Source organism: Stenotrophomonas sp. YJH_SMC_19, from assembly GCF_059367915.1.
In genome coordinates this window covers 240,045-263,921 of the sequence record NZ_JCAFRI010000003.1, presented here as the reverse complement: position 1 = coordinate 263,921, position 23,877 = coordinate 240,045, and the positions used below count along the sequence as shown (strand labels likewise).

Here is a 23,877-nt window from a genome sequence, read left to right as displayed (position 1 = left end):
CTGGCCGGTCCTGTGCAGGATCTGGCTGAACGCGCCGAAGCGATCTTCACGCCGTCACCGGGGTGGTGCATGCTGGGCCCTGGAGCCCTGCGCGGACACGGGGAGGTGGCCATGCAGGACGGGGTCAGGCGTCAAGAATGGCGTCCGCCGGCCGTTGAGGTCGGGGATGTGGAGGATTCGTTCGCGCATGAAGCCAGCCGACTGCACAAGGAAGATCGACCGATGCCCGCGTTGAAGCGGGCGTTGGCCCGTCCGTTGCGCGCCATCACCTGGGGCGGCGTGCTGCTGGGCCTGTTGCTGGTGGCCGGATTGGCCACCATGCTGGCCAACGACCATCACCGCCGCCTGGAGGCGGCGCAGCGGCAGAGCCGGGCGCTGGCGGTGGGGAGCGAGCGCCTGCTGGCGCTGGAACTGCGCAATCTGGAGCGGGCGATGACCGGCATCGCCGGCGATGCCGGTGAGTTGTTCCGCAGCGTGCCGTCACAGGCTCCGGCACTGCTGGAGGCGGCCATCGGTGGCGTGCTGCGCCGCCACGCTGAACTGCACAGCATCGTGGTGCTGGACCGCCACGGGCGCGCGCTGACCGCCGGGCGCGGCGACCTGCAGCTGCCGCTGTGGACCGACCCGCTGCGCCGGGGGCAGGGCAGTGCCCTGTACATCGGCCCGCCGCAGCGGGCCAGCGATGGCGACTGGGTGGTGCCGCTGGCACTGCCGATGGCCGGTGAACGCTGGCTGTTGGCGCGGCTGCGCTGTGGTGAACTGCAGCGCATCGCCGGCGGCCTGGATGTTGGTCCCAACGGGCTGGTCTCGATCACCGACGCCGAGGGTTACATGCTGGCGCGCGTGCCCGATCCACATGGCACGGTCGGTCGCCGCTACGACCTGCCGCGGCGTGACCTGCTCGGCAAGCAGGCGGTGGTCGAGCTCGGCAGCCTGCCCGGCGTGGTCGATGGTGTGCCGCGCATCACGACCATCAGTACGCTCGACCGCAGCCCGCTGGCGGTGCAGATCGGCCTGGCCGATGAAGACGTGCTGGCACCCTGGTGGCCGTACCTGCAGGCATCGGTGGCGATCGTGCTGGCCTACATCGTAGTGCTGCTGGTGCTGCTGTATGCGGTGCGCCGCAGTACCCGCAGCCAGCAGGCGATGGCCGAGGAACTGAAGGCGGGCCATGCCGAGCTGCGTCTGGCCCATCAGGTCGGGCGTGTCTGCACGTGGTACGTGGATGAGGACGCCGCGCTGCTGCGCTGGTCCCCCCTGGCGCGCGAGATCTTCGGCGTGCAGACCGATGCGCTGCCGGTAGCCGACTTCTTCGCTCGCGTGCATCGCGATGATGCCGCGCGCCTGCAGCAGGCTTTCGACCAGGCCTTTGCCGGCGGCGCAGTGCTCGACCAGGTGTTCCGCCTGGTGCTGCCCGGTGGTGAAGTGCGCTGGGTGGGCGCGCGCGGACAGCGGGTGGAGGTGGCCGACAGCGAACGACGCATGATCGGCGCGTTGACCGACCTGAGCGAACGCTACCAGGCGCGCGAGCAGATGAGCGAAGTGGAACGCCGCTTCCGCCTGCTGTTCGACCGCAACCCGGCGCCATTCTGGGTGTTCGACCCGGACACGCTGCGCTTCATCGAGGTCAATGACGCGGCGGTGCGGCAGTACGGCTACAGCCGCGAAGAGTTCCTGGCGATGAGCATCCTCGACATCCGCCCGCGCGAAGGCTGGGACGAGGTGCGTGGTGCCATCCAGCGCGCGCAGGTGGGCGATCCCCCCGACGCAACCGTGCGCCTGCACCGGCGCAAGGACGGCAGTGTGTTCGAGGTGCGCGCACACCTGTCCAAGCTCGATTTCGACGGACAGCCCGCGTGCCTGGTGCTGGCCGAGGATGTGAGCGAACGGCTGGCCTACGAGCGCGACCTGGCCTACCAGGCACGGCACAACCCGGCCACCGGCCTGCTCAACGTGCGTGCATTGACCGACCAGCTGGATGAGCAGGGCGAGGGCTATACCATCGCCTTCGTGCAACTGCGCGGACTGCAGCTGGTGGCCGATACGCTGGGCCGTGAGATCGGTGATGCCGTGCTGCAGTCGATGGCGACCCGCTTGGGCGGGTTGGGCGCACGCTGCGGCACGCTGGCGTTCCAGCCGGCGGAGGACTTCGTGTTCGCCATCGGTTCGGAGCACGATACCCAGCGCGTGCTGGACGACCTGCTGCAGATCGTGTCGGCGCCGATGCGCGGCAAGGATTCACTGCACCAGTTCGAGCCGCGCATCGGCGTGGCGGTGCATGTGGCCGGTGACGGCCACAGCGCCGAACAGGTGATCGGCATGGCCGCGCAGGCGGCGCACGCGGCGCGTGCGGAGGGCAACGTGGTGGTCTGGTTCGACGCAGCGGTGACCACGCGGCTGGCCGACCGGTTGCGCCTGGCCGGGCGCATCCATGCGGCCATCGACAACGAGTTCCAGCTGTACTTCCAGCCGATCCGGCATGCCAGCGATGGCAGCCCGGCGGCATTGGAGGCATTGCTGCGCTGGCCGCAGGCTGATGGCAGCTTCATTCCGCCCAATGAGTTCATCCAGCTGTGCGAGGACACCGGGCTGATCCTGGCACTTGGCCGCTGGGTGATCCGAGCGGCAGCGAAGGCGCAGCGGCGGTTGGTCGAGGCCGGGTGGGGCGAGCTGCCGATTGCGGTCAACGTCTCGGCCGTGCAGTTCTTCAACAGCGACCTGGTGGCCGAGTTCACCCGCGCCCAGCAGGAGTTCGGGTTGGCGCGGGGTGCGCTGCATGTGGAACTGACCGAGAGCAGCCTGATGCGCAAGCCGGGGCAGGCGATGCAGACCATGCAGCGCCTGCACGAGCAGGGCATCAGCGTGTCGCTGGATGACTTCGGCACCGGCTATTCCAGCATGTCCTACCTGCAGCACCTGCCGCTGGACATCCTGAAGATCGACCGCAGCTTCGTGGCGGACGTGGAAACCAATCCACGCAACGCCTCGATCTGCCGCGCACTGCTGTCGCTGGGCCACAGCATGGGCCTGACCATCATCGCCGAAGGCGTGGAGACGCCGGGACAGCTGGACTGGCTGGCTGCGCACGGCTGTGACCAGGTGCAGGGCTACCTGCTGGGACGGCCGGCACCGCTGGAACGGATCATCGACGCGCTGGATGAGGTCGCCGCCTAAGTGGTAGTGCCGGCCGCTGGCCGGCATTCGCCCAGGACCGGGAGGTGTCTGATTGCCGGCCAGCGGCCGGCACTACCGCAAACGCCAGGCTCGGCTACACCCCGGCCTCCACCAGGTGGTCGATGAAGCTGCGCACCTTCGGTGCCAGGTGGCTGCGGCTGGTGTAGACCGCGAAGATGCCGATCGGCGCGGCCTCCCACTCGGGCAGGACGCGCACCAGACGGCCATCGGCCAGTGCGTCTTCCAGCAGGAAGTCCGGTTGCAGGATCACGCCCATGCCGGCGATCGCCGCTTCGCGCAGCACGTCGCCGTTGTTGGCGTGCAGCAGGCTGCTTACCGCCACCTTCACTTCACCGCCGGGCCCCTGCAGCGGCCAGTTGTTGCCTGCGGCCCAGTAGCTGTAGCTCAGGCATGCGTGTGCCTGCAGCTCCTGCGGGGTCTGCGGGGTGCCGTGTGCGGCCAGGTAGGCCGGCGCGGCGCACAGGCTCACCCGCGATTCGCCCAGGCGGCGCGCGATCAGCGTGGGACCGGGCTCGCGGGTGATGCGGATGGCCACGTCGTAGCCTTCCTCGACCATGTCCACCAGCCGGTCGGACAGCGCCAGGTCCAGCTCCACCTGCGGGAAGCGCTGGCGATAACTGGCCAGCAGCGGGCCGAGGCGGGCAATGCCCCAGCTCACCGGTGCGTTGATGCGCAGCGTGCCCGAAGGCTCCAGCGCCTGCGCGCCGATACTGGCTTCCAGCGCGTCGAATTCGGCCAGCAGGCGCACGCACTGGGCGTAGTAGGCGGCGCCGGCACTGGTCGGGCTGACCCGGCGCGTGGTGCGGTGGAGCAGGCGGGTGGACAGGCGCTTTTCCAGCGCCGCGACCTGGCGCGTGACGCCGGCGGTGGACATGTCCAGGGCCTGGGCGGCGGCACTGAAGCCGTTGCGCTCGACCACCGCCACGAACACGCGCATCGCCTCGAGGGTGTCCATTGTTGCGCCTTGTGAAATAAATACGGTCAAACGATCGTATTTATCGGCCAGTGAAGGCGCAATAACCTGTGCCCACTCCCTTCAAGGTGCTTTGCCATGCACACCACGACCGCTCCTGTTTCGCCGCTGGCGCCGTATGGCGCCACCCTGCTGCGCCTGGCTCTGGGCGTGCTGTTCCTGGTCCACGCACTGACCAAGCTGCTGGTGTTCACCCCGGCCGGTACGGCGGCGTTCTTCGAGTCTCTGGGCCTGCCCGGTGTGCTCGGCTACCTCACCATCGGCGTCGAACTGGTGATCACCGTCGCGCTGCTGCTGGGCATCTACGCACGCTGGGTGGGCCTGGTCGGCGTGCCGCTGCTGCTGGGCACCATCGTCACCGTGCACGGCGCCAACGGCTTCGGTTTCGCCAATGCTGGCGGCGGCTGGGAATACCCGGCGTTCTGGGCGCTGGCGCTGGTGGTGCTGTTCCTGCTCGGCGATGGCAAGTGGACCCTGCGTTCGCGCTGATCGCCGCCTGATCCTGCAACTGGAGAATTCCATGTCCCGCCTGCCTTCGCTGTACATCTCCCATGGTTCGCCGATGACTGCCCTGCAGCCGGGCCAGGTTGGCGTGCGCCTGGCCGAGCTGGCGCGCGATCTGCCGACGCCACGCGCCATCGTGATGGCCTCGGCGCACTGGCTGGGCCGGCAGCCCCTGGTCGGTGCGCATCCGCAGCCGCCGACCATCCACGATTTTGGTGGCTTCCCGCGCGCGCTGTTCGAACTGCAGTACCCGGCACCGGGTGATCCGGCACTGGCCGAAGAAGTGGCCGGCCGCATCGCCGCCGCAGGCCTGCCAGTGGCCATCGACCCGCAGCGTGGCCTCGACCACGGCGCGTGGGTACCGCTGCGGCTGTTGCGCCCTCAGGCGGACATCCCGGTGGTGCCGGTGTCGATCCAGCCGCTGCTCGGCCCCGAGCATCAGTTCGCGCTGGGCCGTGCGCTGGCGCCGCTGCGCGAACAGGGCGTGCTGCTGGTCGGCTCCGGCAGCATCACCCACAACCTGCACGACTGGGGCGACTACCAGGACGGCAAGGAAGCGCCGTACGTGCGGCCCTTCATCGAATGGGTGGAGCAGCGCCTGGCCGCTGATGACCGCCAGGCCCTGCTGGATTACCGCCGGCAGGCGCCGTTCGCCGAACGCGCGCACCCGACCGACGAGCACCTGCTGCCGCTGTTCTTTGCAATGGGCGCGGCCGGCGAGGGTGGTTTCGGCGCACGCCGCATCGATGCCGGCATCGATGCCGGCTTTCTTGCCATGGATCTGTACCGCTTCGACGGGGCATGAGCCGGGGCTGACGCGCGGCGGCCCCGGCCGTCGCGGCCATGGCCGCATGTGGTAGTTTTTTCCGGGTTTCCGGCGCTGGCCTCCAAGCCTCCCCACGCGCCGCTTCCTGGAAGAAGCATGCATACCATTGAAGTCGTCCTGGCGATGCTGGTGGCCGTTGTCGCCAGCGGCTACCTGGTTCGCGTCCTGCCGTTCTCGTTGCCGCTGCCGCTGGTGCAGATCGGCCTGGGTGCGGTCATTGCCGGGGTGTTCAACCGTGGCCACGCGCTGGAGCCGGAAGTGTTCTTCCTGCTGTTCCTGCCACCGCTGCTGTTCCTCGATGGCTGGCGCATTCCCAAGCAGGGCCTGTTCCGCGACAAGGGCGCGATCCTCGAACTGGCCTTCGGCCTGGTGGTGTTCACCGTCATCGGCGCCGGCTTCCTGATCCACTGGTTGATTCCGGTGATGCCGCTGGCGGTGTGCTTCGCGCTGGCGGCCATCGTCTCGCCGACCGACCCGGTGGCGGTGGGCGCGATTGCTTCGAAGGCGCCGATTCCCAAGCGCCTGATGCACATCCTGGAAGGCGAGTCGCTGCTGAACGATGCCTCGGGCCTGGTCTGCTTCCGCTTCGCGGTGGCGGCGGTGATGACCGGCACCTTCTCGCTGGCCACGGCCTCGCTGACCTTCGTGTGGGTGGCGGTAGCGGGATTGGCGGTGGGCGTGGCGGTGACGCTGGGTGTGTCCACCTTCCAGCGCTGGCTGTGGCGCCGCTTCGGCGAAGAGCCCGGCGCGGCGATGCTGGTCAACCTGCTCATTCCGTTCGCGGCCTACCTGCTGGCCGAAGAGATCCATGCCTCGGGCATCCTCGCCGCGGTCGCCGCCGGTATCGCGATGAGCTATGTCGAGCTGACCGGTCGCGTCTCCGGCAGCATGCGCGTGCAGCGCGCCGGGGTCTGGAACATGCTGCAGTTCAGCTTCAACGGCATCATGTTCGTGCTGCTGGGCGAGCAGCTGCCGGGCATCGTCGAACGCGCCACCACCACCATGAACGAGACCGGCCACCAGAGTGCGTGGTGGCTGCTGGTGTATGTGGTGGTGATCAATCTGGCACTGGTCGTGCTGCGCCTGTTGTGGGTGTGGTTGTCGCTGCGCTGGAACCTGCTGCGCGCGCGCCGTCGCGGCCTGGAGCGGGGCGAGGCACCGAACTGGCGCATCGTGGTGGCGACCTCGGTGGCCGGCGTGCGCGGTGCGATCACCCTGGCCGGTGTGTTGACCCTGCCGTTGTTCCTGCCCGACGGCAGTGCGTTCCCGGCGCGTGACCTGGTGATCTTCCTGGCCGCATCGGTGATCCTGTTCTCGCTGCTGGGCGCCAGCATCGCGCTGCCACAGCTGCTGAAGGGCCTGCAGCTGCCGGCTGACTCGGGCGAGCGCAAGGAAGAGGACCTGGCACGCCGGCTGTCGTCGAAGGCCGCGCTGGCCGGGGTCGAGCGCATGCGCCAGCAGCTGGTGATGAACCAGAACACCGAGAACGTGCAGCTGTACAACGACGCCGCCTCGCGGGTGAGCCTGCTCTACCAGCGGCACCTGGAGCGCGACAGTGATGGGCCCGACGTTGACCCGGAGAAGGTACGGCGCATGGAAATGGGCTACCGCCAGCTGCGCAGCGCCGGCCTCAATGCCGAGCGCGAGGAGCTGTTCCGGTTGACCCGGCGCGGGGTGATCTCCGATGAGATCTCGCGGCGCCTGATCCGCAACCTGGACCTGCTGGAATCGCGCAAGCGCGAATGACCGTGTACCCCGGGTGGGTGCGGACCTCGGTCCGCGTTGATCGGGGTCAGATCCCTTTCCGCAGGAAAGGGATCTGACCCCAGGATCCGGGAGCCGTGCTTATTCCGGCTTCTGGTCCAGGAAATACACCTCGACCTTGCCCTTGACCTTGATGGTCATCGGGTTGCCGCGGCGGTCGCGGGCCTTGCCGGCCTGCACGCGGATCCAGCCTTCGCTGACCGAGTATTCCTCGACGTTGTCACGCTCGACGTCGTTGAAACGCACGCCGACGCCGCGCTCCAGCGCCTGCGCATCATGGAAGGGGCTGGCCGGGTTGATCGCCAGGTGGTCGGGAGGGGTATCGCTCATCGCTTCATTCACAGTGACGGCCACCAAGGCCGGCTTCAGCGGCACAGGATAAACCGTAGAATGCCGGCCTGCCCCAGAGGAAGTTCCGCCATGCCCGACAACAGCGACTATTTCGACTTCGAGGAAGACATCCACGACTTCGACGAAGATGGCTTCGAGGCACGGGTCTGGAACCTGCTGGTGCTGATCAACCCGGGCGACGAGGAACTGGCCCTGCAGCAGTTCAACCGCTGGCGCGAGCACCTGGCCGAGGACGGGCAGCCGCTGGAAGCGGACAGCGACTGGCTGCCGGCACTGTTCACGGCCATCGCCTGGCAGTCCGGTTTCGAGGTGGAACGCGACGACCTGGAATCGCTGCAGTCGGCGGTGAACGAGCTGTCGGCGCGCTTCAACCTGCAGCTGGACTGGGGCGGCGACCTGGATGACGAGGACTTCGCCGAAGACCTGGACGGCGTGCAGCTGATGTCCACCGCCTTCGACCGCCTGCGCGAGCACAACTACACGCTGTGGAGCGTGGATGCCGGCAGCGACGGCTTCACCGGCGTGATGGCGCTGACCCGCGACGACGACGCAATGCTGGCGCTGTGCTCGCTGCTGAACGTGGAAATCCGGCTGGGCAGCGACCCGTTCTGAGCGATGGGCCGATCCGCCCGGCACGACCCGGCGGGGACGTTCTGCTGGGCGCGGCCTGATGGGTTGATCCGCTGGAGACGACCCGGCGGGGTAGAATCGACTGTTGGTCGACTGCTCTCCCATCCGGCCGCGAGAACCCCGCGCTGCGCGCGATAGTCGACTGACAGTCGACTCTACCCGGTCGGTGCCGGTTGGTGTGCGGCGAACCCGCGACGTGGCCTACGGCCGGTACTGCGCCCTGGCGTTGGCAATCACCGCTTTGACAAGGTCACGGTCGGTGTGCCGTGAGATCGCCCGCGCACCGAGCGCGATCGCCTGTGCGCGCAGCTCGGAAGTGACATCGTAGTGGGCACCGCTGGCCTTGTTCTGGAAGGCCCGCGGGGGAATGCCGAGCTGCGCTGCCATCGCGTGCAGCTCGGCCAGGGTGTCGGCCATCAGGTGCGCCCAGCGCTGTCCGCGCCAGGGATGCACCGCGTCATCGACGTAGACCGTCACCGCCGCGGCCGGTTCAGGCCTGCGGCTTGCCGTCGCTGTCAGCGGCCGGAGCGGCCTCGGCAGCGGCTTCTTCGGCCACGTCGCCCTCGGCGGCTTCGCCTTCCTCGCCTTCAGCAGCGTCGACGCCTTCGAACTCGGCAACCAGCTTGTCCAGGTACTCGTCGGCGGTCTGCTCGGATTCGGCCGCCAGGGTGTCCAGCAGCTTCTGCAGCAGTTCCGAGTACTCCAGGTTGACCTTGCGGCCTTCCTTTTCCTGCACGTTGGACAGGTGCTTGAGCATGGCCAGCATCGGCACCGGGTTTTCGGCGTTGCCCATGGTCTGGCCGCCGATGGCCAGCAGCCACTCACGGCCCTGCAGGCCGATGGCCGCTACCACCTGGCCGTCTTCGTTGGTCAGCACGGCATGGTTCTGCACCTGCTGCTGGGCATTCAGGCGGAGGAACGGGCGCTTGGCCTGCTGCTTCTTGCGCTTGTCGCGCTTGGCCTTGGAGTTCTGGGACATGGGGGTGAAATCACCTGGAAACGGAAAGACCGCCATTGTAGCGGGTGCGCCGGGTGATGCCCCTGGTGGGTGCGGACCTTGGTCCGCACGCTTTCCCGGATGTGCGGACCAAGGTCCGCACCCACCGTCTACTTTGCCTCACCCTGCGCGGCCTGCACGTCCGGGTCGGCGGTGGGCGCCGACAGCCCCACCTGCGGGCCGGCACCGGCCAGGGCGGCCTCCTCGGCGGCCTTGGTCATCACCACGATGCTGATGCGGCGGTTGATCGGGTTCTGCGGGTCGGTCTTGTCGAACAGCACCGACGAGGACAGGCCGACCACACGGGTGATCTTGCTGTCCTCCAGGCCGCCGTCCACCAGTGCGCGCCGTGCGGCGTTGGCACGATCGGCGCTCAGTTCCCAGTTGCCATAGCCGCGTGCGGCCGAATAGGCGGTGATGTCGGTGTGGCCGGTCAGGCTGATCCGGTTCGGCACATGGTTCAGATACTCGGCCAGTTCGTGCAGGATCTGCTGCGTGTACGGCTTCAGCGTGGCGCTGCCAAGGTCGAACATGGGCCGGTTCTGCTTGTCCACGATCTGGATGCGCAGGCCTTCCGGGGTCAGGTCCAGCAGCAGCTGGTCCTTGAACGGCTCCAGCGCCTGGCTCCTGCTGATCGCCTCCTGCAGCTCCTTCATCAGCGCTTCCAGCTGCTGCTTGTCGCGCTGCTGCTGGTCCACCGGCTGCGGCACGGCCTCCTTCTGGTTCTGGAAGGGATCGTTGCTGTTGCCGCGCGAGATGTCGGTGGCACCGCCCAGCTTGATCATCGAAGTACTGGCGCCGCCCGGGCCGGCCATGCCGGGTGCAGGCGTGGCGTTCTGCCCACTCAGCGGGCTGGGGTTGCGGAAGTACTCGGAAATGGCCGCACGGTCGTTCTTGTTGGTGGTGGCCATCAGCCACAGCACCAGGAAGAACGCCATCATCGCGGTCACGAAGTCGGCGTAGGCCACCTTCCACGAGCCGCCGTGGTGGGCGGCGTGGCCGGCCTTCTTGACCCGGCGGACGATGACGGTGGGCTTGTTCTCGGCCATGGCTTACTTGACCGTCTTCAGGTGCTGCTCGAAATCGGAGAAGGCCGGGCGCACGTTCGACGGCAGCGTCTTGCGGGCAAACTCCAGCGCGATCTTCGGGTTGTAGCCGCGCAGGCAGGCCAGCAGGGCGGTCTTGACCGATTCGTAGATGCGGCTGTCCTGCTCGGCGCGGGCCTCCATTGCGGCCGCCATCGGGCCGACGAAGCCGTAGCCCAGCAGGATGCCGAGGAAGGTACCGACCAGCGCGCCGGCCACGTGGCCGCCGACCTCGACGATGTCGCCGCCGATCGAGCCCATGGTGATGACGATGCCCAGCACCGCCGCCACGATGCCGAAACCGGGCAGTCCGTCGGCGACCTTGGTCAGCACCTGCGACGGCGCCATGGCTTCGGCATGGTGCTTTTCCAGCTCCAGTTCCAGCAGCGGTTCCAGCTCGTGCGGCTCGATGTTGCTGCCGATCATCAGGCGCAGGCAGTCGGTGATGAAGTCGATCAGGTGATGGTCGGCCTGCACCTTGGGGTAGTTGCCGAACAAGGCGCTCTCGGCTGGGCGCTCGACATGGTCTTCCAGTGCCATGAAGCCTTCGCGGCGCGCCTTGTTGAGCAGTTCATAGAGCAGGCTGAGCACATCGATGTAGTCCTGCTGCTTGTAGCGCGGGCCCTTGAACACGCCCACCATGGCCTGCAGGGTCTGCTTGACGGTCTTGGCCGGGGTACCGACCAGGAAGGCGCCGAGCGCGGCGCCGCCGATGATGACCAGCTCGTAGGGCTGCCAGAGGGCACCCAGGCGGCCGTGGGCACCGAGGTAGCCCCCGATCACGCTGATGATGACGACCAGGAATCCAACGATGATGAGCATGGGGCGACGCAAGGAGAGGGGATATCTCCTTGTCGGCCCGTCGCCCGGTTTTCTGAAGAGGGAATTCTGTGAAATCGGTCAGCGGGTATTTCAGCCCGCCATGCCGGCCTCGGCACCGCCACGCTGCAGTGGATCGGGCCACGGCTCACCATTGCCAGTGAATGAAAGTGAGACGGAATTCAGGCAGTGACGCTCGTAGGTGGGCGGCGGACCGTCCGGGAATACGTGGCCGAGGTGGCTGCCGCAGCGCGCACAGGTGATCTCGGTGCGGACCATGCCGTGGCTGGTATCGCGGATCTCGCGCACGTGCGCTGGGTCGAACGGAGCGAAGAAGCTGGGCCAGCCGGTGCCGGAATCGAACTTGGTGCTGGAGCGGAACAACGGCAGCGCGCACAGCCGGCAGCAGTAGACGCCCTCGCGTTTGTTGTCGAGGAATACCCCGCAGAACGGCGCTTCGGTGCCGTGCTGCAGCAGCACGCGGCGCTCCTCGCTGCTGAGGCCGGCGACCAGCGCCTCGGTCTGGGTGGCAGTGGGGGGCGTCAGATCGAAGGCGGTCATGGCGGCGCTCCGTGGGGTCGATGGCCTGGGGATGCCGGAAAACGTGGGGGTGCTGGCGCCCGCTTGCAAGTGTGATGGCCGTTCATGGGCGGCACACAGGCGCTGGCGCATGGTGAATGCGAACCACGCCGGAGCGTGCCATGAAATCGACCCTTTCCCTGCTGTTGATGGCCCTGCTGCCCTTGGTCGCGCAGGCCCAGGTACCGACATCGTCGAGCCCGACCGCCACCCGTAGTGCGACCACCGTGGCACCGCAGCCGGTGGTGCCGCCACCACAGGCCGCGCGCCCGCAGCCGCAGGTACTGCCCTCGCCACAGCCGACGCAGCCGATCAAGTCCACCGGTCCGGCCCAGGTCGCGCCGGCGCCGGTCCCGAAGCCGGCCGACAAGGTCTATGACCGCAATGGCCGCATCGTTCCCGGGGTGCGCCCGGCCGGCCCGAACCGCGTGTTCGACTCGCGCACCGGCCGCTATTACGACAGCGTGCCGGCCGGCGATGGCCAGCAGATCAAGCGCTGACCTCCAATGCCAATCCAGGTGGGCAGCGGCTGCGGGCTGTGCGGGCTGAACGCGCGAAAACAACCTGCTGCAGATCACTGCTTTTTCGCCTGCGATTAACCGTTCCGGGACCAACGTGACCGTGCGCCGGCATTTCGCCGCCGCATGTCCTTTGTCCACTGGATCGCGATCATGAAAAACCAGCAGAACCGTCATCCCGGCAAGGAACCGCAGGGCCGCAACCCGCAGCAGCAACAGCAACAGCAGATGGACCCGCAGCAGCCGCACAAGGGCGGCAAGCAGCAGGAACAGCGCTCGCAGAAACATCCACAGCAGCGTTGACTGTTGCCATGACCGGGGTCAGAGCCCGCTGCGCGGGATCCGACCCCTTGCCGAATCCCGACCGGGGTCGGATCCCGCAACGCGGGCTCTGACCCCGATCGCAACCGCCTCAATCCGGAATCGGCAAGCTCAGCGTTTCCTTCACTTCTTCCATCACGATGTAGCTTTTCGACTCGCGCACGTGCGGCAGTGTCAGCAACGTGCTGCCGAGCAGCTTGCGGTAGGAGGCCATTTCGCTGATCCGCGCTTTCAGCAGGTAATCGAAGTCGCCCGACACCAGATGGCACTCCAGCACGTTGGGCAGCTTCAGCGCCGCGCGCCGGAACTCCTCGAAAATGTCGCCGGACTTGTAGGCCAGGCTGATTTCCACGAACACCAGCAGGCTGGCCTTCACTGCGGCCGGGTCGAGGTGGGCGTGGTAGCCGGTGATCACCCCTTCGCGCTCCAACCGGCGCACGCGCTCCGTGCACGGCGTGGTCGACAGGCCGACCCGCTCGCCCAGTTCGGTGAAGGAAATACGGCCCTCGGCCTGCAGGATGCGCAGGATCTTGCGGTCGATCTTGTCCAGTTCGCGGGTACGGGTGGCCATGGTCGTCAACCTTGGGGAATGAATTGCAGGAGAACATCCTGCCGGTTGATTTCAAAACAGGCAAATCAACTGGGAATGGCTGTCTATACTTCCCCAATTATGGTCCCTGTGCGCTCCAGTGCAGGGAATGATCGGGTTGGAGAAGTCCCATGCGAGTCCTAGTTCTCGGCAGCGGCGTGATTGGTACCACCAGTGCCTGGTACCTGCGACAGGCCGGGTTTGAAGTCACGGTCATCGACCGCCAACCCGGCCCGGCGCTGGAAACCAGCTTCGCCAATGCCGGCCAGCTGTCATTCGGCTACACCTCGCCGTGGGCGGCCCCGGGCGTGCCGAAGAAGGCCATCGGCTGGCTGTTCGAGAAGCACGCGCCGCTGGCGATCAAGCCGGGCATGGATCTGGCCCAGTACCGTTGGCTGTGGCAGATGCTGCGCAACTGCACCCATGAGCGCTACGCGATCAACAAGGCGCGCATGGTGCGTATGTCCGAATACAGCCGCGACTGCCTGAACGAACTGCGCGCGCAGATCGGCATCGAATTCGAAGGCCGCGACCTGGGCACCACTCAGTTGTTCCGCACCCAGCAGCAGCTGGATGCCTCGGCGCAGGACATCGAGATCCTGGCCCAGTACGGCGTGCCGTACGAGGTGCTGGACCGCGCCGGCATCATCCAGGCCGAACCGGCCCTGGCCCATGTCGATGGCCTGGTCGGCGCGCTGCGCCTGCCGCGTGACCAGACCGGCGACTGCCAGCTGTTCACCCGCCGCCTGGCGCAGATGTGCGTGGATGCCGGTGTCGAGTTCCGCTTCGACCAGGACATCACCGGCCTGGAGGTCGATGGCGACCGCATCACCGGCGTGCGCATCGACGGCAAGCTGGAAACCGCCGACCGCTTCGTGGTCGCGCTCGGCAGCTATTCGCCGGCGCTGGTCGCATCGCTGGGCATGCGCCTGCCGGTGTACCCGCTGAAGGGCTACTCGCTGACCCTGCCGATCACCGACCCGGCGATGGCGCCGACCTCGACCATCCTCGATGAGAGCTACAAGGTGGCGGTCACCCGTTTCGACGACCGCATCCGCGTCGGTGGCATGGCCGAAGTGGCCGGCTTCGACCTGTCGCTGTCGCAGCGCCGCCGCGAGACCCTGGAGCTGGTGGTCAGCGACCTCTACCCGAAGGGCGGTGACCTGTCGCGCGCGCAGTTCTGGACCGGCCTGCGCCCGGCCACGCCGGACGGTACGCCGGTGATCGGCGCCACGCCGTTCCGCAATCTGTACCTCAACACCGGCCACGGCACGCTGGGCTGGACCATGGCCTGCGGCTCGGGCCGCTACCTGGCCGACCTGATGAGCGCGCGCCAGCCGCAGATCAGCACTGAAGGCCTGGATATTTTCCGCTACGGCCAGTACGGTCACGCGCCGCAACAAGAGAACCGCACATGCGTCCTGCCCGCGCGCTGATCGATCTGGGCGCCCTGCGCAGCAACTACCGGCTGGCCCGTGAACTGGGCGGTGGCAAGGCCCTGGCGATCATCAAGGCCGATGCCTACGGCCATGGCGCGGTGCGCTGTGCGCAGGCGCTGGAAGGCGAGGCCGATGGTTTCGGCGTGGCCACCATCGAAGAGGCACTGGAACTGCGCCAGGCCGGCATCCGTGCGCCGATCCTGCTGCTGGAAGGCATCTTTGAGCCCAGCGACATGGCGCTGGTGGCCGAGCATGACTTCTGGTTCGCCGTGGGTTCGCCGTGGCAACTTGAGGCCGTCGCCGCCTTCGACAGCCCGCGCCCGTTGACGGTGTGGCTGAAGCTGGACAGCGGCATGCATCGCCTCGGCCTGGACGTGGACAGCTTCCGCGCCGCGCATGCACGCCTGTCGGCGCTGCCGCAGGTCGAACGGATCGTGCTGATGACCCACCTGGCACGCGCCGACGAGCTGGACAGCGAACGCACCCACGAGCAGGCCGCGACCTTCGCCCGCGCCACTGATGGGCTGGAAGGCGAGACCAGTGTATGCAACTCGCCGGCACTGCTGGGCTGGCCGGATGTGCGCAGCGACTGGGTGCGCCCGGGCCTGATGCTGTACGGCGCCAACCCGCTGCTGGACAACACCGCGCTGACCGAGCGCCTGCGCCCGGTGATGACGATGCAGTCGAAGGTGATCGCCGAGCGCTGGATCGAGGCCGGTGAACCGGTGGGCTATGGCGCGCGCTTCGTGGCCAAGGCACGCACCCGCGTGGGCGTGGTCGCGCTGGGTTACGCCGATGGCTATCCGCAGTTCGCACCGAATGGCACGCCGGTGCTGATCGATGGTCAGCCCGGAGCCCTGATCGGCCGCGTGTCGATGGACATGCTGACCGTGGACCTGACCTCGCATCCGCAGGCCGGCGTTGGCAGCGTGGTGGAACTGTGGGGTTCAGCGCCGACGCTGTCCGAACTGGCGCCGCGCTGCGGCGTGAGCGCGTACCAGCTGCCGTGCGCGGTCAAGCGCGTGGCGAAGGTGTACGTGTAACGCCGAGCCTACGCGCGGCTTCGGTGGCGGCCGACCTTGGTCGGCGCCTTGTAATGCGTGTCGACCAAGGTCGACACCTACCGGGGGGCCTGGCGCGCAGCGGTCGCCATGCGCAGCTCTGGTCGCGGCCGACCTTGGTCGGCGTGGTGAATGCGTGTCGACCAGGGTCGACACCTGCCGAGGGGCCTAGCGCGCAGCGGTGGCCTGGCTGGCCAGCTGGCGCTTCACCCAGTCATCAATCAGGCGCTTCTCGTAGCGCAGCGGATCGCTGTTGGTCAGCAACCCACTGCCCTGCAGGTAGCCGGAGTCGCTCAGGCGGGCGTCGCCTTCGCTCACAATACGGCCGTCGGCGTCCTTCAACGTGTACTGCAGGGTGATGCGGGGCGGGTAGATATCACGCATCACGCGGATGTCGCGCGCACGCGGGCCGTGCCACGGCTCGTAGTCACCGGCACGCTTGATGTCCACCAGAGTGACATCGAGGGTCTGCCCAGGCTGCAGCGGCTTGGCAGCGGTGGTCTGCAGGTAGCGGGCCAGCTGCTGTACCCAGTCACCGCGTTCGGCCTCGAAGCGGTTGGTGCTCTGGCGGATCTCGGTGAACGAGGCCGGATCCTCCCATTTCACGCTGACCGGGCCATTGGCCTGCAACGCACGCGGCGCGTCCGTACCGGTTACGTTGCGCGCTGCAGCGTTGGCGCCGCTCACCACCAGGGCGCCTGCCAGCAGGGCAATCACGAGTGCGCGTTTCATGACGGTCTCCTGCGTCCCCGCGCTGGGGACGATGTTGATCACGGATCGAGTGTGATCCTGTGGCCGGGTCACTGCAATGGCCGGCTGCGTCGTATGCAAGGGGGGTTACCGCCAATTCATCGTCGTCAACCCTGACTGACGGCGCTTGACGCTGTGAATACGCTCTCTGGAACATGCTGTGTCTCCAATCCGGCCCGTCCAGACGCCCTTGTCCACACTGCCGCCCCTAGTGGAGCGCCCACCGATGATGGTGCCGGCGCCCGAACCCGACCTGCATCATGGCGTGCTTGAGCGCATCAACGCCGGTTTCTGCGTGATCCAGGTGCTGTTCGAAGGCGACCGCGCGGTGGACTATCGTTTCATCGAGGTCAACGACGCCTTCGAGCGCCATACCGGCCTGAAGGACGCACGCGGTCAGCGCATGAGTGCGTTGGAACCGAACCACGAGGAAGACTGGTTCCGCATCTACGGTGAAGTGGCCCGCAGTGGTCGCCCCGCCCAGTTCGAGATGGAAGCGCGCGCCCTGGGCCGCTCGTTCGCGGTTGATGCGGTGCGCGTTGGTCGTCCGGGCGAAGACAAGGTCGGCATCCTGTTCTTCGACATCACCGCGCGCAAGCAGATGGAAGTGGAGCTGGGCGAAAGCGAAGCCCGCTTCAGCGCACTGGCCGATGGCCTGCCGATGCCGGTATGGGTGCTCGACGAGCGCGGCCATGCCCGCTTCGTCAACAGCGCCTTCAGCGAGTTTTTCGGTGGCGACGAAACGCGCGTTCCGGAAGATGTCTGGCGCGGCCTGGTACATCCAGACGATGCGTCCGTATTCGAGTACGAGCTGCAGGAAGCATTGAAGGCGCAGCGTTCGATGCATGCGCTGGTACGTGCGCGGCGCGCCGACGGCCAGTGGCGCTGGCTGGAGATGAACGCGCGGCCGCGCTTCTCGCGCATGGGCCGCTTCATCGGCCTGGCTGGCAGCAGTCCGGACGTGACCGAGCGCCGCGAGATCGAACTGGCACGCGAGGAACTGCTGCAGTCCGAGCGCGCCGCGCGCAGCGCCGCCGAGAACATGGCGCGGCTGAAGGACGAGTTCCTGGCCACGCTGTCGCACGAGCTGCGCACGCCGCTGACCACCATCCTCGGTTGGAGCGAGCTGCTGCTGCAGCGCGTGGACAACACCAGCCCGCTGTACAAGGGCCTGAACGTGATCGCCAACAGCGCCGGTGCGCAGAAGCGGCTGATCTCGGACATGCTCGACCTCAGCAGCATGCTGCTGGGCAAGGTACAGCTGGAGGTGGAAGTGCTGGACCTGCGCACGCTGCTTGGCGAAGCCATCGGCGCGCAGGAACTGGTGGCCGAAGGCAAGGCGCTGGACGTGAACCTGCAGCTGCCCGAGCAGCCCAGCCTGGTATTGGGCGATGCCACGCGCCTGCAGCAGGTGTTCTGGAACCTGCTCTCGAATGCGATCAAGTTCACCCCGGCCGAGGGCCGCATCGACGTTCAGCTGCAGGCCGACGGCACCCACTGGGTGATTACGGTGCGCGATACCGGCGATGGCATCGCACCGGAGTTCCTCAACCACCTGTTCAGCCGCTTCCGCCAGGCCGATGGCACCACCACGCGCCGCCATGGCGGCCTCGGCCTGGGCCTGGCGATCGTGCAGCAGCTGGTCGAACTGCACGGCGGCACCGTCGCCGCCGCCAGCGAAGGCCATGGCCACGGCGCCACGTTCACCGTGCGCCTGCCCCAGCACCTGCCGGATGCCGAGCGCCGGCCGCTGCGCGAAGTCATCAGCGGGCCGATCCTGGAGCCGGTGATCGTCGAACCGTATCCGCTGCGGGGCATGCATGTGCTGGCGGTGGAAGACCAGCCGGAGGTGCTGGAGTACCTGCGGCGCATGCTGGAAGAGCAGGGCGCGAGCGTGTCGGCGGCCAGCTCGGCCGGCGAGGCACTGGCACTGCTGGCCGACACCGGCCATCTGCAGTACCACGTGATGCTGACCGACATCGGCATGCCGGGCATGGATGGCTATGGGCTGGTGCGCACGCTGCGCGAGGACATGGGCGTGGACGCGGCAACCTTGCCTGCGGTGGCGGTGACTGCACTGGCGCGTGCCGATGACCGCCGCCGCGCGCTGGCGTCGGGCTTCCAGGAGCATGTCGCCAAGCCGTACTCGGTGGCGCAGCTGGTGGCTGCCGTACGCAAGGTGCAGGTGCCGCGCGCGGACAGCGCGCTGCACTGAACATTCACGGCCGATCGGCGACCCTGCAATCAGGAGGTCGCCGATGTCCCGTATAGCTCCACGTATCCACACCGATCCGGCGCAGATCGCGCGCCTGGAAGCCCTGCTGCCGCAGCTGGATGGCGAAACGCAGGTGGAACTGATTCTGCACGATGGCCGCCGCCTGCTCGGCACGGTGGCCGTGAGGCCAACCGTGCAGCAATACCGCAACGTCGCTGGTGATGAAGGCAGCAACGGCCAGCTGCGCCTGGATGACTACGACACGCCGGTGCAGCAGCACCATGTGTGGCTGGATGAAATCGCCAGCATCCGCAGGTTGCCGCCGAGGGTTTGACGGCAACCTGCCGGCCCCATCCCCGCTTGGCGTGGATCTACCAGAGGTTGCAGTAGAGCCACGCCATGCGTGGCTGCTGCGCTCAGTGCTCGAACAGGGTCGGCGTCGCCTCGAACCGGCGTGCATACGCCCGCTCCTCCGCAACCCTCGCCACCTCGTCATCGGCCAGGTCCGGCGCGCCATACACCGCATAGGCCACGCTGCCGTCGGCACCATGACCGACCTGGTGCAGCCGGTAGCGCGAGTGGCCGCCGCCGGTGTCCTCGGGGTAATGCACGGGCGGATGGCTGCCTTCCAGGTCCATTTCACTGTTGTCGACCACGCCACCGACGAACAAGGCTCGCATGCAGGTTCTCCTGGGTTTCCGGGGGAGCCTCTACCCTGAACGTTCCAATGTTGCTGGCAGATCAAGGCCCCGTTCGGGTTTCGCAAAGCGGCTGCCGGGGCCGGCCCGGTCAAGCCGGTACAATGGACGGCCCTCACGCTTGAAGTACCCGCGCCGATGGCCTCCAGCGACGACGCCCCCCTGCAGACCCTGTTCCTGCCGTTCTCCCAAGGCGCCCTGCGCTGGCCGGAAGGCCCCGTGGCTTTCCTGCGGGCCCGCGACGGCTGGCCGCTGCGCGAAGTGGCCGGCAACCGCGAGGTGCATTGCGAGCAGAGCTTCGCCCCGTTCGCGCAGCCGCTGCAGCAGGCCGCCGGCTGGACCGTCAGCGGCCAGCTGGATGATGTGGCCGGCAAGGGCCGCTACCCGCTGGTGCTGGTGCTGCCGCCGCGCCAGCGTGAAGAAGCCCGCGCGCTGTTCGCCCGCGCGCTGGCGCTGGTCGCCGACGGCGGCCGCATCGTTGCCTGCCAGTCCAACAACGAAGGCGCACGCTCGGGCGAGGGTGACCTCAAGCAGCTGACCGGCCTCGGCGGCAGCCTGACCAAGAATCACTGCCGCGTGTACTGGACCGCGCCGATGCAGGGCCAGCACGACGCCGACCTGGCCAAGCGCTGGTCGGCACTGGATGCGGTGCGGTCTATCGTCGGCGGCCGTTTCCTCAGCCGCCCGGGCGTGTTCGCCTGGGATCGCATCGACCCGGCGTCGGCGCTGTTGGCCGAACACTTGCCGGCCGACCTGGCCGGGCGTGCCGCCGACCTCGGCGCGGGTTACGGCTACCTGTCGCGCGAGCTGCTGGAACGCTGCCCGAAGATCACCGCGCTGGACCTGTACGAAGCCGAGCAGCGCGCGCTGGCACTGGCCGAACTCAATCTGGCGCCGCCGCCGCGCCCGCTGCCGCTGCGCTTCCTGTGGCAGGACGTCACCGCGGGTATCGAACCGGGCTACGACGTCATCATCAGCAACCCGCCGTTCCACACGCCGTCGCGCGCCGATCGCCCGGACATCGGCCAGCGCTTCATCGCCGTGGCCGCGCAGGCGCTGCGCCCGGGCGGACGCCTGTACGTGGTGGCCAACCGCCACCTGCCGTACGAGTACACGCTCAACGAGAGCTTTGGCGCGGTGCGCGTGATCGCCGAGCGTGATGGCTTCAAGCTGGTGGAAGCGGTGAAGGGGAAGGGCAAGTGAAGCTGGTCAAGCTCATCGCCAACCTGGGCTATGGCAGCCGCAAGCAGGTGCAGTGGATGTTCCGCGAAGGCCGCGTCACCGACGCCGACGGCGAGGTGCTGTATGCCGACGACCAGGTGCCGCACGAGGCGATCCGTGTCGACGGCGAGCCGCTGGACCCGCCGGTGGGCCTGTCGATCGCGCTGCACAAGCCGGCCGGCTACACCTGCTCGACCAAGGACACCGGCCGCCTGATCTACGATCTGCTGCCGCCGCGCTTCCGCGATCGCGATCCGGTGCTGTCCACGGTGGGCCGCCTCGACCGCGAGACCAGTGGCCTGCTGCTGCTGACCGACGATGGCGGCCTGCTGCACCGGATCATCTCGCCGAAGTCGAAGCTGCCGAAAGTCTATGAGGTCGAGTTGAGCGACGACCTGCGCGGCGACGAGGTAGCGTTGTTCGCCAGCGGTACGCTGATGCTGGAGTCCGAGAAGACGCCCCTGCTGCCGGCTGAACTGGAAGTGCTGGATGCGCGTCGCGCGCGCCTGGTGCTGCACGAAGGCCGCTACCATCAGGTACGCCGCATGTTCGCCGCCACCGGCAACCACGTGCAGGCCCTGCACCGCAGCCGCGTCGGCGGGCTGGACCTGCAGGGACTGGACGAGGGGCAATGGCGGCAGCTCACCTCCACCGACCTGGATACGCTGTTCGCTCCATGACCACCATCGCTGCGCTGCCGTTCCTCCCCGACGCCGTCATCTTCGACATGGACGGCCTGATGATCGACAGCGAGCGGGTTTCGCTGGCCTGCTGGAGCCAGGCCGCCGACGAGTTCGGACTGGGCCTGGACGAGGCGGTGTTCCTGCGCATGGTCGGCCTCGGTGACCGTGACACGCACGCGCTGCTGCGTGCGCAGGGCATCGAGGACAGCGTGATCGAGGCGGTGGCCGCGCGCTGCCACGACCTGTATGAAGCACGCACGCAGACCGGCCTGCCGTTGCGGCCGGGAATCCTGGAGTTGCTGCAACTGCTGAAGGCGCATGCGGTACCGCGTGCGGTGGCAACCACCACGCGGCAGCCGCGTGCCAACCGCAAGCTGGCTGCGGCCGGCCTGCTGCCGTACTTCGATGCGGTGATCACCAGTGGCGACGTCGCGCGGCCGAAGCCGGCGCCGGATATCTACCTGCTGGCCGCGCAGCGGCTGGGCCAGGCGCCGGAACGCTGCCTGGCGCTGGAAGACTCACCGGCCGGTACGCGTGCGGCGCTGGCGGCCGGCATGACCGTGATCCAGGTGCCTGACCTGGTGCATCCGGATGAAGAGTTGCGTGCCCTGGGCCACCGCATCGTTGGATCGCTGGTGGACGCGCACGCGCTGCTGCTGCCGTTGTTGCCGAGGTAACCGGTAGGTGCCGACCGTTGGTCGGCAGACCCCAATGCCCCGGTGGGTGCCAACCTTGGTTGGCACTCTTTACTGCCCTGGTGGGTGCCGACCGTTGGTCGGCACACCTGCCCCATCACACTCGCCCGAACACCAGCGCGGCGTTGGTGCCACCGAAGCCGAAGCTGTTGGACATCACCGTATCCAGCTTCTGCTCGCGGCTTTCGCGCAGGATCGGGAAGCTCTCCACCTTCGGGTCCAGCTCGCCGATGTTGGCCGAACCGGCAACGAAGCCATCGCGCATCATCAGCAGGCAGTAGATCGCCTCGTGCACGCTGGCCGCACCGAGCGAATGGCCGGACAGCGCCTTGGTCGAGGACAGCGGCGGCACCGCATCGCCGAACACTTCGCGGATCGCATTGAGCTCGGTGACGTCGCCCAGCGGCGTGGAGGTGCCGTGGGTATTGAGGTAGTCCAGCGGGCGATCGACGCCCTGCAGCGCCATCTTCATGCAGCGCACCGCGCCTTCGCCGGACGGAGCGACCATGTCGGCGCCGTCGGAGGTCACGCCATAGCCGATCAGTTCGGCGTGGATGTGCGCGCCGCGCGCAACGGCGTGGTCGTAGTCCTCCAGCACCAGCATGCCGCCACCACCGGCGATGACGAAGCCGTCGCGGTCCTTGTCGTACGGACGCGAGGCGCTGGCCGGGGTTTCGTTGAAGCTGGTCGACAGCGCGCCCATCGCATCGAACATCACGCTCATCGACCAGTGCAGGTCTTCACCGCCACCGGCGAACATGATGTCCTGCGCGCCATGGCGGATCATGTCCGCGGCCGCGCCGATGCAGTGCGCCGAGGTCGCGCAGGCGGCCGACAGCGAATAGCTGACGCCCTTGATCTGGTAGGCCGTAGCCAGGCAGGCCGAGACCGTCGAGCACATCGTGCGCGGCACCATGTACGGGCCGACCTTGCGCACGCCACGTTCGCGCAGCAGGTCGACCGCGCCGATCTGCCATTCGCTGGAGCCGCCACCGGAACCGGCGATCAGGCCGGTGCGCAGGCTGCTGACCTGCTCGGCGCTGAGCCCGGCATCGGCGATGGCATCGCGCATGGCCAGATAGGCGAAGGCTGCCGCATCGCTCATGAAGCGCTTCTGCTTGCGGTCGATCAGCGCCTCCAGATCGAGGTCGACACGACCGCCGACCTGGCTGCGCAGGCCCGCTTCGGCGTGGTCGGCCAGGGCGGTGATGCCCGAGCGCCCTTCGCGCAGCGCGGCCGAAACGGTATCCAGATCATTGCCGAGGCAGGACGTGATGCCCATGCCGGTGATGACGACGCGACGCATCAGAAGCTCCCGGTTTCGGTGAACAGGCCGACGCGCAGGTCGCGCGCGCTGTAGATTTCGCGGTCATCCACGTACATGCGGGCGTCCGACTGGGCCATCACCAGCTTGCGGTTGATGACGCGGCTGATGTCGATCTCGTAACGCACCAGCTTGGCTTCCGGCAGCACCTGGCCGGTGAACTTCACTTCGCCACAGCCCAGCGCGCGGCCCTTGCCGGGGGCGCCCAGCCAGGTCAGGAAGAAGCCGGTCAGCTGCCACATGGCGTCCAGGCCCAGGCAGCCGGGCATCACCGGGTCGCCGATGAAATGGCAGCCGAAGAACCACAGGTCCGGGCGGATATCCAGTTCGGCGCGTACCATGCCTTTGCCATGCGGTCCGCCGTCCTCGCGGATGTCGGTGATGCGGTCGAACATCAGCATCGGGTCGTTGGGCAGACGGCCGGCAGCGGTGCCGAACAGTTCACCGCGTGCGCTGGCCAGCAGCTGTTCGCGGTTGAACGCGTGGAGACGGGTCATGAAGCACAATCCTGGAAGCGAAGAACAGGGAAACAAGCGCCCGAGAATGCCCGTGGAAACTGCGCCGATCAAACATTTCAACCGTACGCAACCGTAGTGTTTTCAAGGGAATACGCGCATCCTGTTGATGTGCAACGACCATA

At 67.6% G+C, this 23,877-nt stretch carries 26 protein-coding genes; 14 read left to right on the top strand and 12 right to left on the bottom strand.

All coding sequences use genetic code 11. The annotated features are described in order from the left end of the window. The first annotated feature begins 111 nt into the window (after nt 1-111). Nucleotides 112-3,174 carry a bifunctional diguanylate cyclase/phosphodiesterase gene (locus AC5P5R_RS05770; RefSeq protein WP_005407905.1) on the top strand — a complete coding sequence of 1,021 codons (3,063 nt, stop codon included), beginning with the start codon at nt 112-114 and terminating at the stop codon, nt 3,172-3,174. A 94-nt stretch (nt 3,175-3,268) separates the two neighbouring features. Here AC5P5R_RS05770 and AC5P5R_RS05765 read toward each other — a convergent pair whose 3' ends face one another. Then, nucleotides 3,269-4,150, bottom strand: coding sequence for a LysR family transcriptional regulator (locus AC5P5R_RS05765; RefSeq protein WP_058980710.1), 882 nt, complete (start codon nt 4,148-4,150; stop codon nt 3,269-3,271). 96 nt (nt 4,151-4,246) lie between these two features. Here AC5P5R_RS05765 and AC5P5R_RS05760 point away from each other — a divergent pair, with 96 nt between their 5' ends. The 3 genes from AC5P5R_RS05760 (at nt 4,247) to AC5P5R_RS05750 (ending at nt 7,244) form a co-directional block, all read left to right on the top strand. Further along, a complete protein-coding gene (locus tag AC5P5R_RS05760) occupies nt 4,247-4,657 on the top strand; it encodes a DoxX family protein (RefSeq protein WP_005407907.1) in 411 nt (136 codons plus the stop codon). Between the two features lie 31 nt (nt 4,658-4,688). Beyond that, nucleotides 4,689-5,477 (top strand): dioxygenase family protein, encoded by a 789-nt coding sequence (locus AC5P5R_RS05755; protein WP_005407908.1) that lies wholly within the window; start codon nt 4,689-4,691, stop codon nt 5,475-5,477. A 117-nt stretch (nt 5,478-5,594) separates the two neighbouring features. Further along, nucleotides 5,595-7,244, top strand: coding sequence for a Na+/H+ antiporter (locus tag AC5P5R_RS05750; protein WP_005407909.1), 1,650 nt, complete (start codon nt 5,595-5,597; stop codon nt 7,242-7,244). Nucleotides 7,245-7,343: 99 nt separating this feature from the next. Here AC5P5R_RS05750 and AC5P5R_RS05745 read toward each other — a convergent pair whose 3' ends face one another. Beyond that, complete coding sequence (locus tag AC5P5R_RS05745; RefSeq protein WP_005415112.1) at nt 7,344-7,592, bottom strand: DUF3297 family protein; 249 nt, start codon at nt 7,590-7,592, stop codon at nt 7,344-7,346. 90 nt (nt 7,593-7,682) lie between these two features. Here AC5P5R_RS05745 and AC5P5R_RS05740 point away from each other — a divergent pair, with 90 nt between their 5' ends. Beyond that, complete coding sequence (locus AC5P5R_RS05740; protein ID WP_005407911.1) at nt 7,683-8,225, top strand: DUF6630 family protein; 543 nt, start codon at nt 7,683-7,685, stop codon at nt 8,223-8,225. 219 nt (nt 8,226-8,444) lie between these two features. Here AC5P5R_RS05740 and AC5P5R_RS05735 read toward each other — a convergent pair whose 3' ends face one another. From AC5P5R_RS05735 to msrB, 5 genes are all read right to left on the bottom strand, one after another. Then, nucleotides 8,445-8,720, bottom strand: coding sequence for a DUF4031 domain-containing protein (locus AC5P5R_RS05735; protein ID WP_033833707.1), 276 nt, complete (start codon nt 8,718-8,720; stop codon nt 8,445-8,447). Nucleotides 8,721-8,733: 13 nt separating this feature from the next. Next, complete coding sequence (locus AC5P5R_RS05730; protein ID WP_099484187.1) at nt 8,734-9,222, bottom strand: hypothetical protein; 489 nt, start codon at nt 9,220-9,222, stop codon at nt 8,734-8,736. A 128-nt stretch (nt 9,223-9,350) separates the two neighbouring features. Then, on the bottom strand, nt 9,351-10,289 hold the full coding sequence (motB, locus tag AC5P5R_RS05725) for a flagellar motor protein MotB (RefSeq protein WP_012479024.1): 939 nt from the start codon (nt 10,287-10,289) through the stop codon (nt 9,351-9,353). A 3-nt stretch (nt 10,290-10,292) separates the two neighbouring features. Continuing rightward, on the bottom strand, nt 10,293-11,147 hold the full coding sequence (motA, locus tag AC5P5R_RS05720; protein WP_005407915.1) for a flagellar motor stator protein MotA: 855 nt from the start codon (nt 11,145-11,147) through the stop codon (nt 10,293-10,295). 90 nt (nt 11,148-11,237) lie between these two features. Further along, nucleotides 11,238-11,705, bottom strand: a complete 468-nt coding sequence (msrB, locus tag AC5P5R_RS05715; protein WP_005407916.1) for a peptide-methionine (R)-S-oxide reductase MsrB — start codon at nt 11,703-11,705, stop codon at nt 11,238-11,240. 140 nt (nt 11,706-11,845) lie between these two features. On the opposite strand from msrB, the gene AC5P5R_RS05710 reads away from it, so the two are divergent. Together AC5P5R_RS05710 and AC5P5R_RS05705 are read left to right on the top strand one after the other, a co-directional pair. Beyond that, nucleotides 11,846-12,223, top strand: a complete 378-nt coding sequence (locus AC5P5R_RS05710) for a hypothetical protein (protein WP_044569474.1) — start codon at nt 11,846-11,848, stop codon at nt 12,221-12,223. 144 nt (nt 12,224-12,367) lie between these two features. Then, nucleotides 12,368-12,544: a hypothetical protein gene (locus AC5P5R_RS05705; protein WP_033833709.1), complete on the top strand. Its 177-nt coding sequence runs from the start codon at nt 12,368-12,370 to the stop codon at nt 12,542-12,544. A gap of 109 nt (nt 12,545-12,653) precedes the next feature. On the opposite strand, the gene AC5P5R_RS05700 is transcribed toward AC5P5R_RS05705, so the two are convergent. Further along, nucleotides 12,654-13,133 carry an Lrp/AsnC ligand binding domain-containing protein gene (locus AC5P5R_RS05700; protein ID WP_005407919.1) on the bottom strand — a complete coding sequence of 160 codons (480 nt, stop codon included), beginning with the start codon at nt 13,131-13,133 and terminating at the stop codon, nt 12,654-12,656. A gap of 149 nt (nt 13,134-13,282) precedes the next feature. Here AC5P5R_RS05700 and AC5P5R_RS05695 point away from each other — a divergent pair, with 149 nt between their 5' ends. Both AC5P5R_RS05695 and alr read left to right on the top strand, forming a co-directional pair. Next, nucleotides 13,283-14,587, top strand: coding sequence for a D-amino acid dehydrogenase (locus AC5P5R_RS05695; RefSeq protein ID WP_010484119.1), 1,305 nt, complete (start codon nt 13,283-13,285; stop codon nt 14,585-14,587). Continuing rightward, entirely contained in the window at nt 14,566-15,633 is a 1,068-nt protein-coding gene (alr, locus tag AC5P5R_RS05690; RefSeq protein ID WP_100438822.1) for an alanine racemase, read from the top strand. Before AC5P5R_RS05695 ends, alr begins: the two co-directional genes overlap by 22 nt. A gap of 186 nt (nt 15,634-15,819) precedes the next feature. Here the strand turns inward: alr and AC5P5R_RS05685 are convergent, their stop codons facing one another. Further along, nucleotides 15,820-16,383 (bottom strand): DUF3016 domain-containing protein, encoded by a 564-nt coding sequence (locus AC5P5R_RS05685; RefSeq protein ID WP_100438823.1) that lies wholly within the window; start codon nt 16,381-16,383, stop codon nt 15,820-15,822. 244 nt (nt 16,384-16,627) lie between these two features. On the opposite strand from AC5P5R_RS05685, the gene AC5P5R_RS05680 reads away from it, so the two are divergent. Both AC5P5R_RS05680 and AC5P5R_RS05675 read left to right on the top strand, forming a co-directional pair. Continuing rightward, complete coding sequence (locus AC5P5R_RS05680) at nt 16,628-18,616, top strand: hybrid sensor histidine kinase/response regulator (protein WP_049442177.1); 1,989 nt, start codon at nt 16,628-16,630, stop codon at nt 18,614-18,616. Between the two features lie 43 nt (nt 18,617-18,659). Continuing rightward, the gene (locus tag AC5P5R_RS05675) at nt 18,660-18,950 is read left to right on the top strand and encodes a DUF3247 family protein (RefSeq protein ID WP_024957100.1); all 291 of its coding nucleotides are present in this window, start codon (nt 18,660-18,662) and stop codon (nt 18,948-18,950) included. A gap of 82 nt (nt 18,951-19,032) precedes the next feature. Here AC5P5R_RS05675 and AC5P5R_RS05670 read toward each other — a convergent pair whose 3' ends face one another. Next, nucleotides 19,033-19,296 (bottom strand): hypothetical protein, encoded by a 264-nt coding sequence (locus tag AC5P5R_RS05670; protein ID WP_005407925.1) that lies wholly within the window; start codon nt 19,294-19,296, stop codon nt 19,033-19,035. Between the two features lie 156 nt (nt 19,297-19,452). On the opposite strand from AC5P5R_RS05670, the gene AC5P5R_RS05665 reads away from it, so the two are divergent. From AC5P5R_RS05665 to AC5P5R_RS05655, 3 genes are read left to right on the top strand one after another with little or no spacing between them, the layout of a single operon-like run. Beyond that, on the top strand, nt 19,453-20,517 hold the full coding sequence (locus AC5P5R_RS05665; protein ID WP_100438824.1) for a class I SAM-dependent methyltransferase: 1,065 nt from the start codon (nt 19,453-19,455) through the stop codon (nt 20,515-20,517). Then, nucleotides 20,514-21,215 carry a pseudouridine synthase gene (locus AC5P5R_RS05660; RefSeq protein WP_005407927.1) on the top strand — a complete coding sequence of 234 codons (702 nt, stop codon included), beginning with the start codon at nt 20,514-20,516 and terminating at the stop codon, nt 21,213-21,215. Before AC5P5R_RS05665 ends, AC5P5R_RS05660 begins: the two co-directional genes overlap by 4 nt. Further along, nucleotides 21,212-21,895 carry an HAD family hydrolase gene (locus tag AC5P5R_RS05655; protein WP_043033919.1) on the top strand — a complete coding sequence of 228 codons (684 nt, stop codon included), beginning with the start codon at nt 21,212-21,214 and terminating at the stop codon, nt 21,893-21,895. The genes AC5P5R_RS05660 and AC5P5R_RS05655 overlap by 4 nt, the downstream gene beginning before the upstream one ends. A gap of 115 nt (nt 21,896-22,010) precedes the next feature. Here the strand turns inward: AC5P5R_RS05655 and fabB are convergent, their stop codons facing one another. Together fabB and fabA are read right to left on the bottom strand one after the other, a co-directional pair. Then, a complete protein-coding gene (gene fabB, locus AC5P5R_RS05650; RefSeq protein ID WP_012479031.1) occupies nt 22,011-23,219 on the bottom strand; it encodes a beta-ketoacyl-ACP synthase I in 1,209 nt (402 codons plus the stop codon). After that, the gene (gene fabA / locus AC5P5R_RS05645; protein WP_005407930.1) at nt 23,219-23,734 is read right to left on the bottom strand and encodes a 3-hydroxyacyl-[acyl-carrier-protein] dehydratase FabA; all 516 of its coding nucleotides are present in this window, start codon (nt 23,732-23,734) and stop codon (nt 23,219-23,221) included. The genes fabB and fabA overlap by 1 nt, the downstream gene beginning before the upstream one ends. Nucleotides 23,735-23,877: the final 143 nt, after the last annotated feature.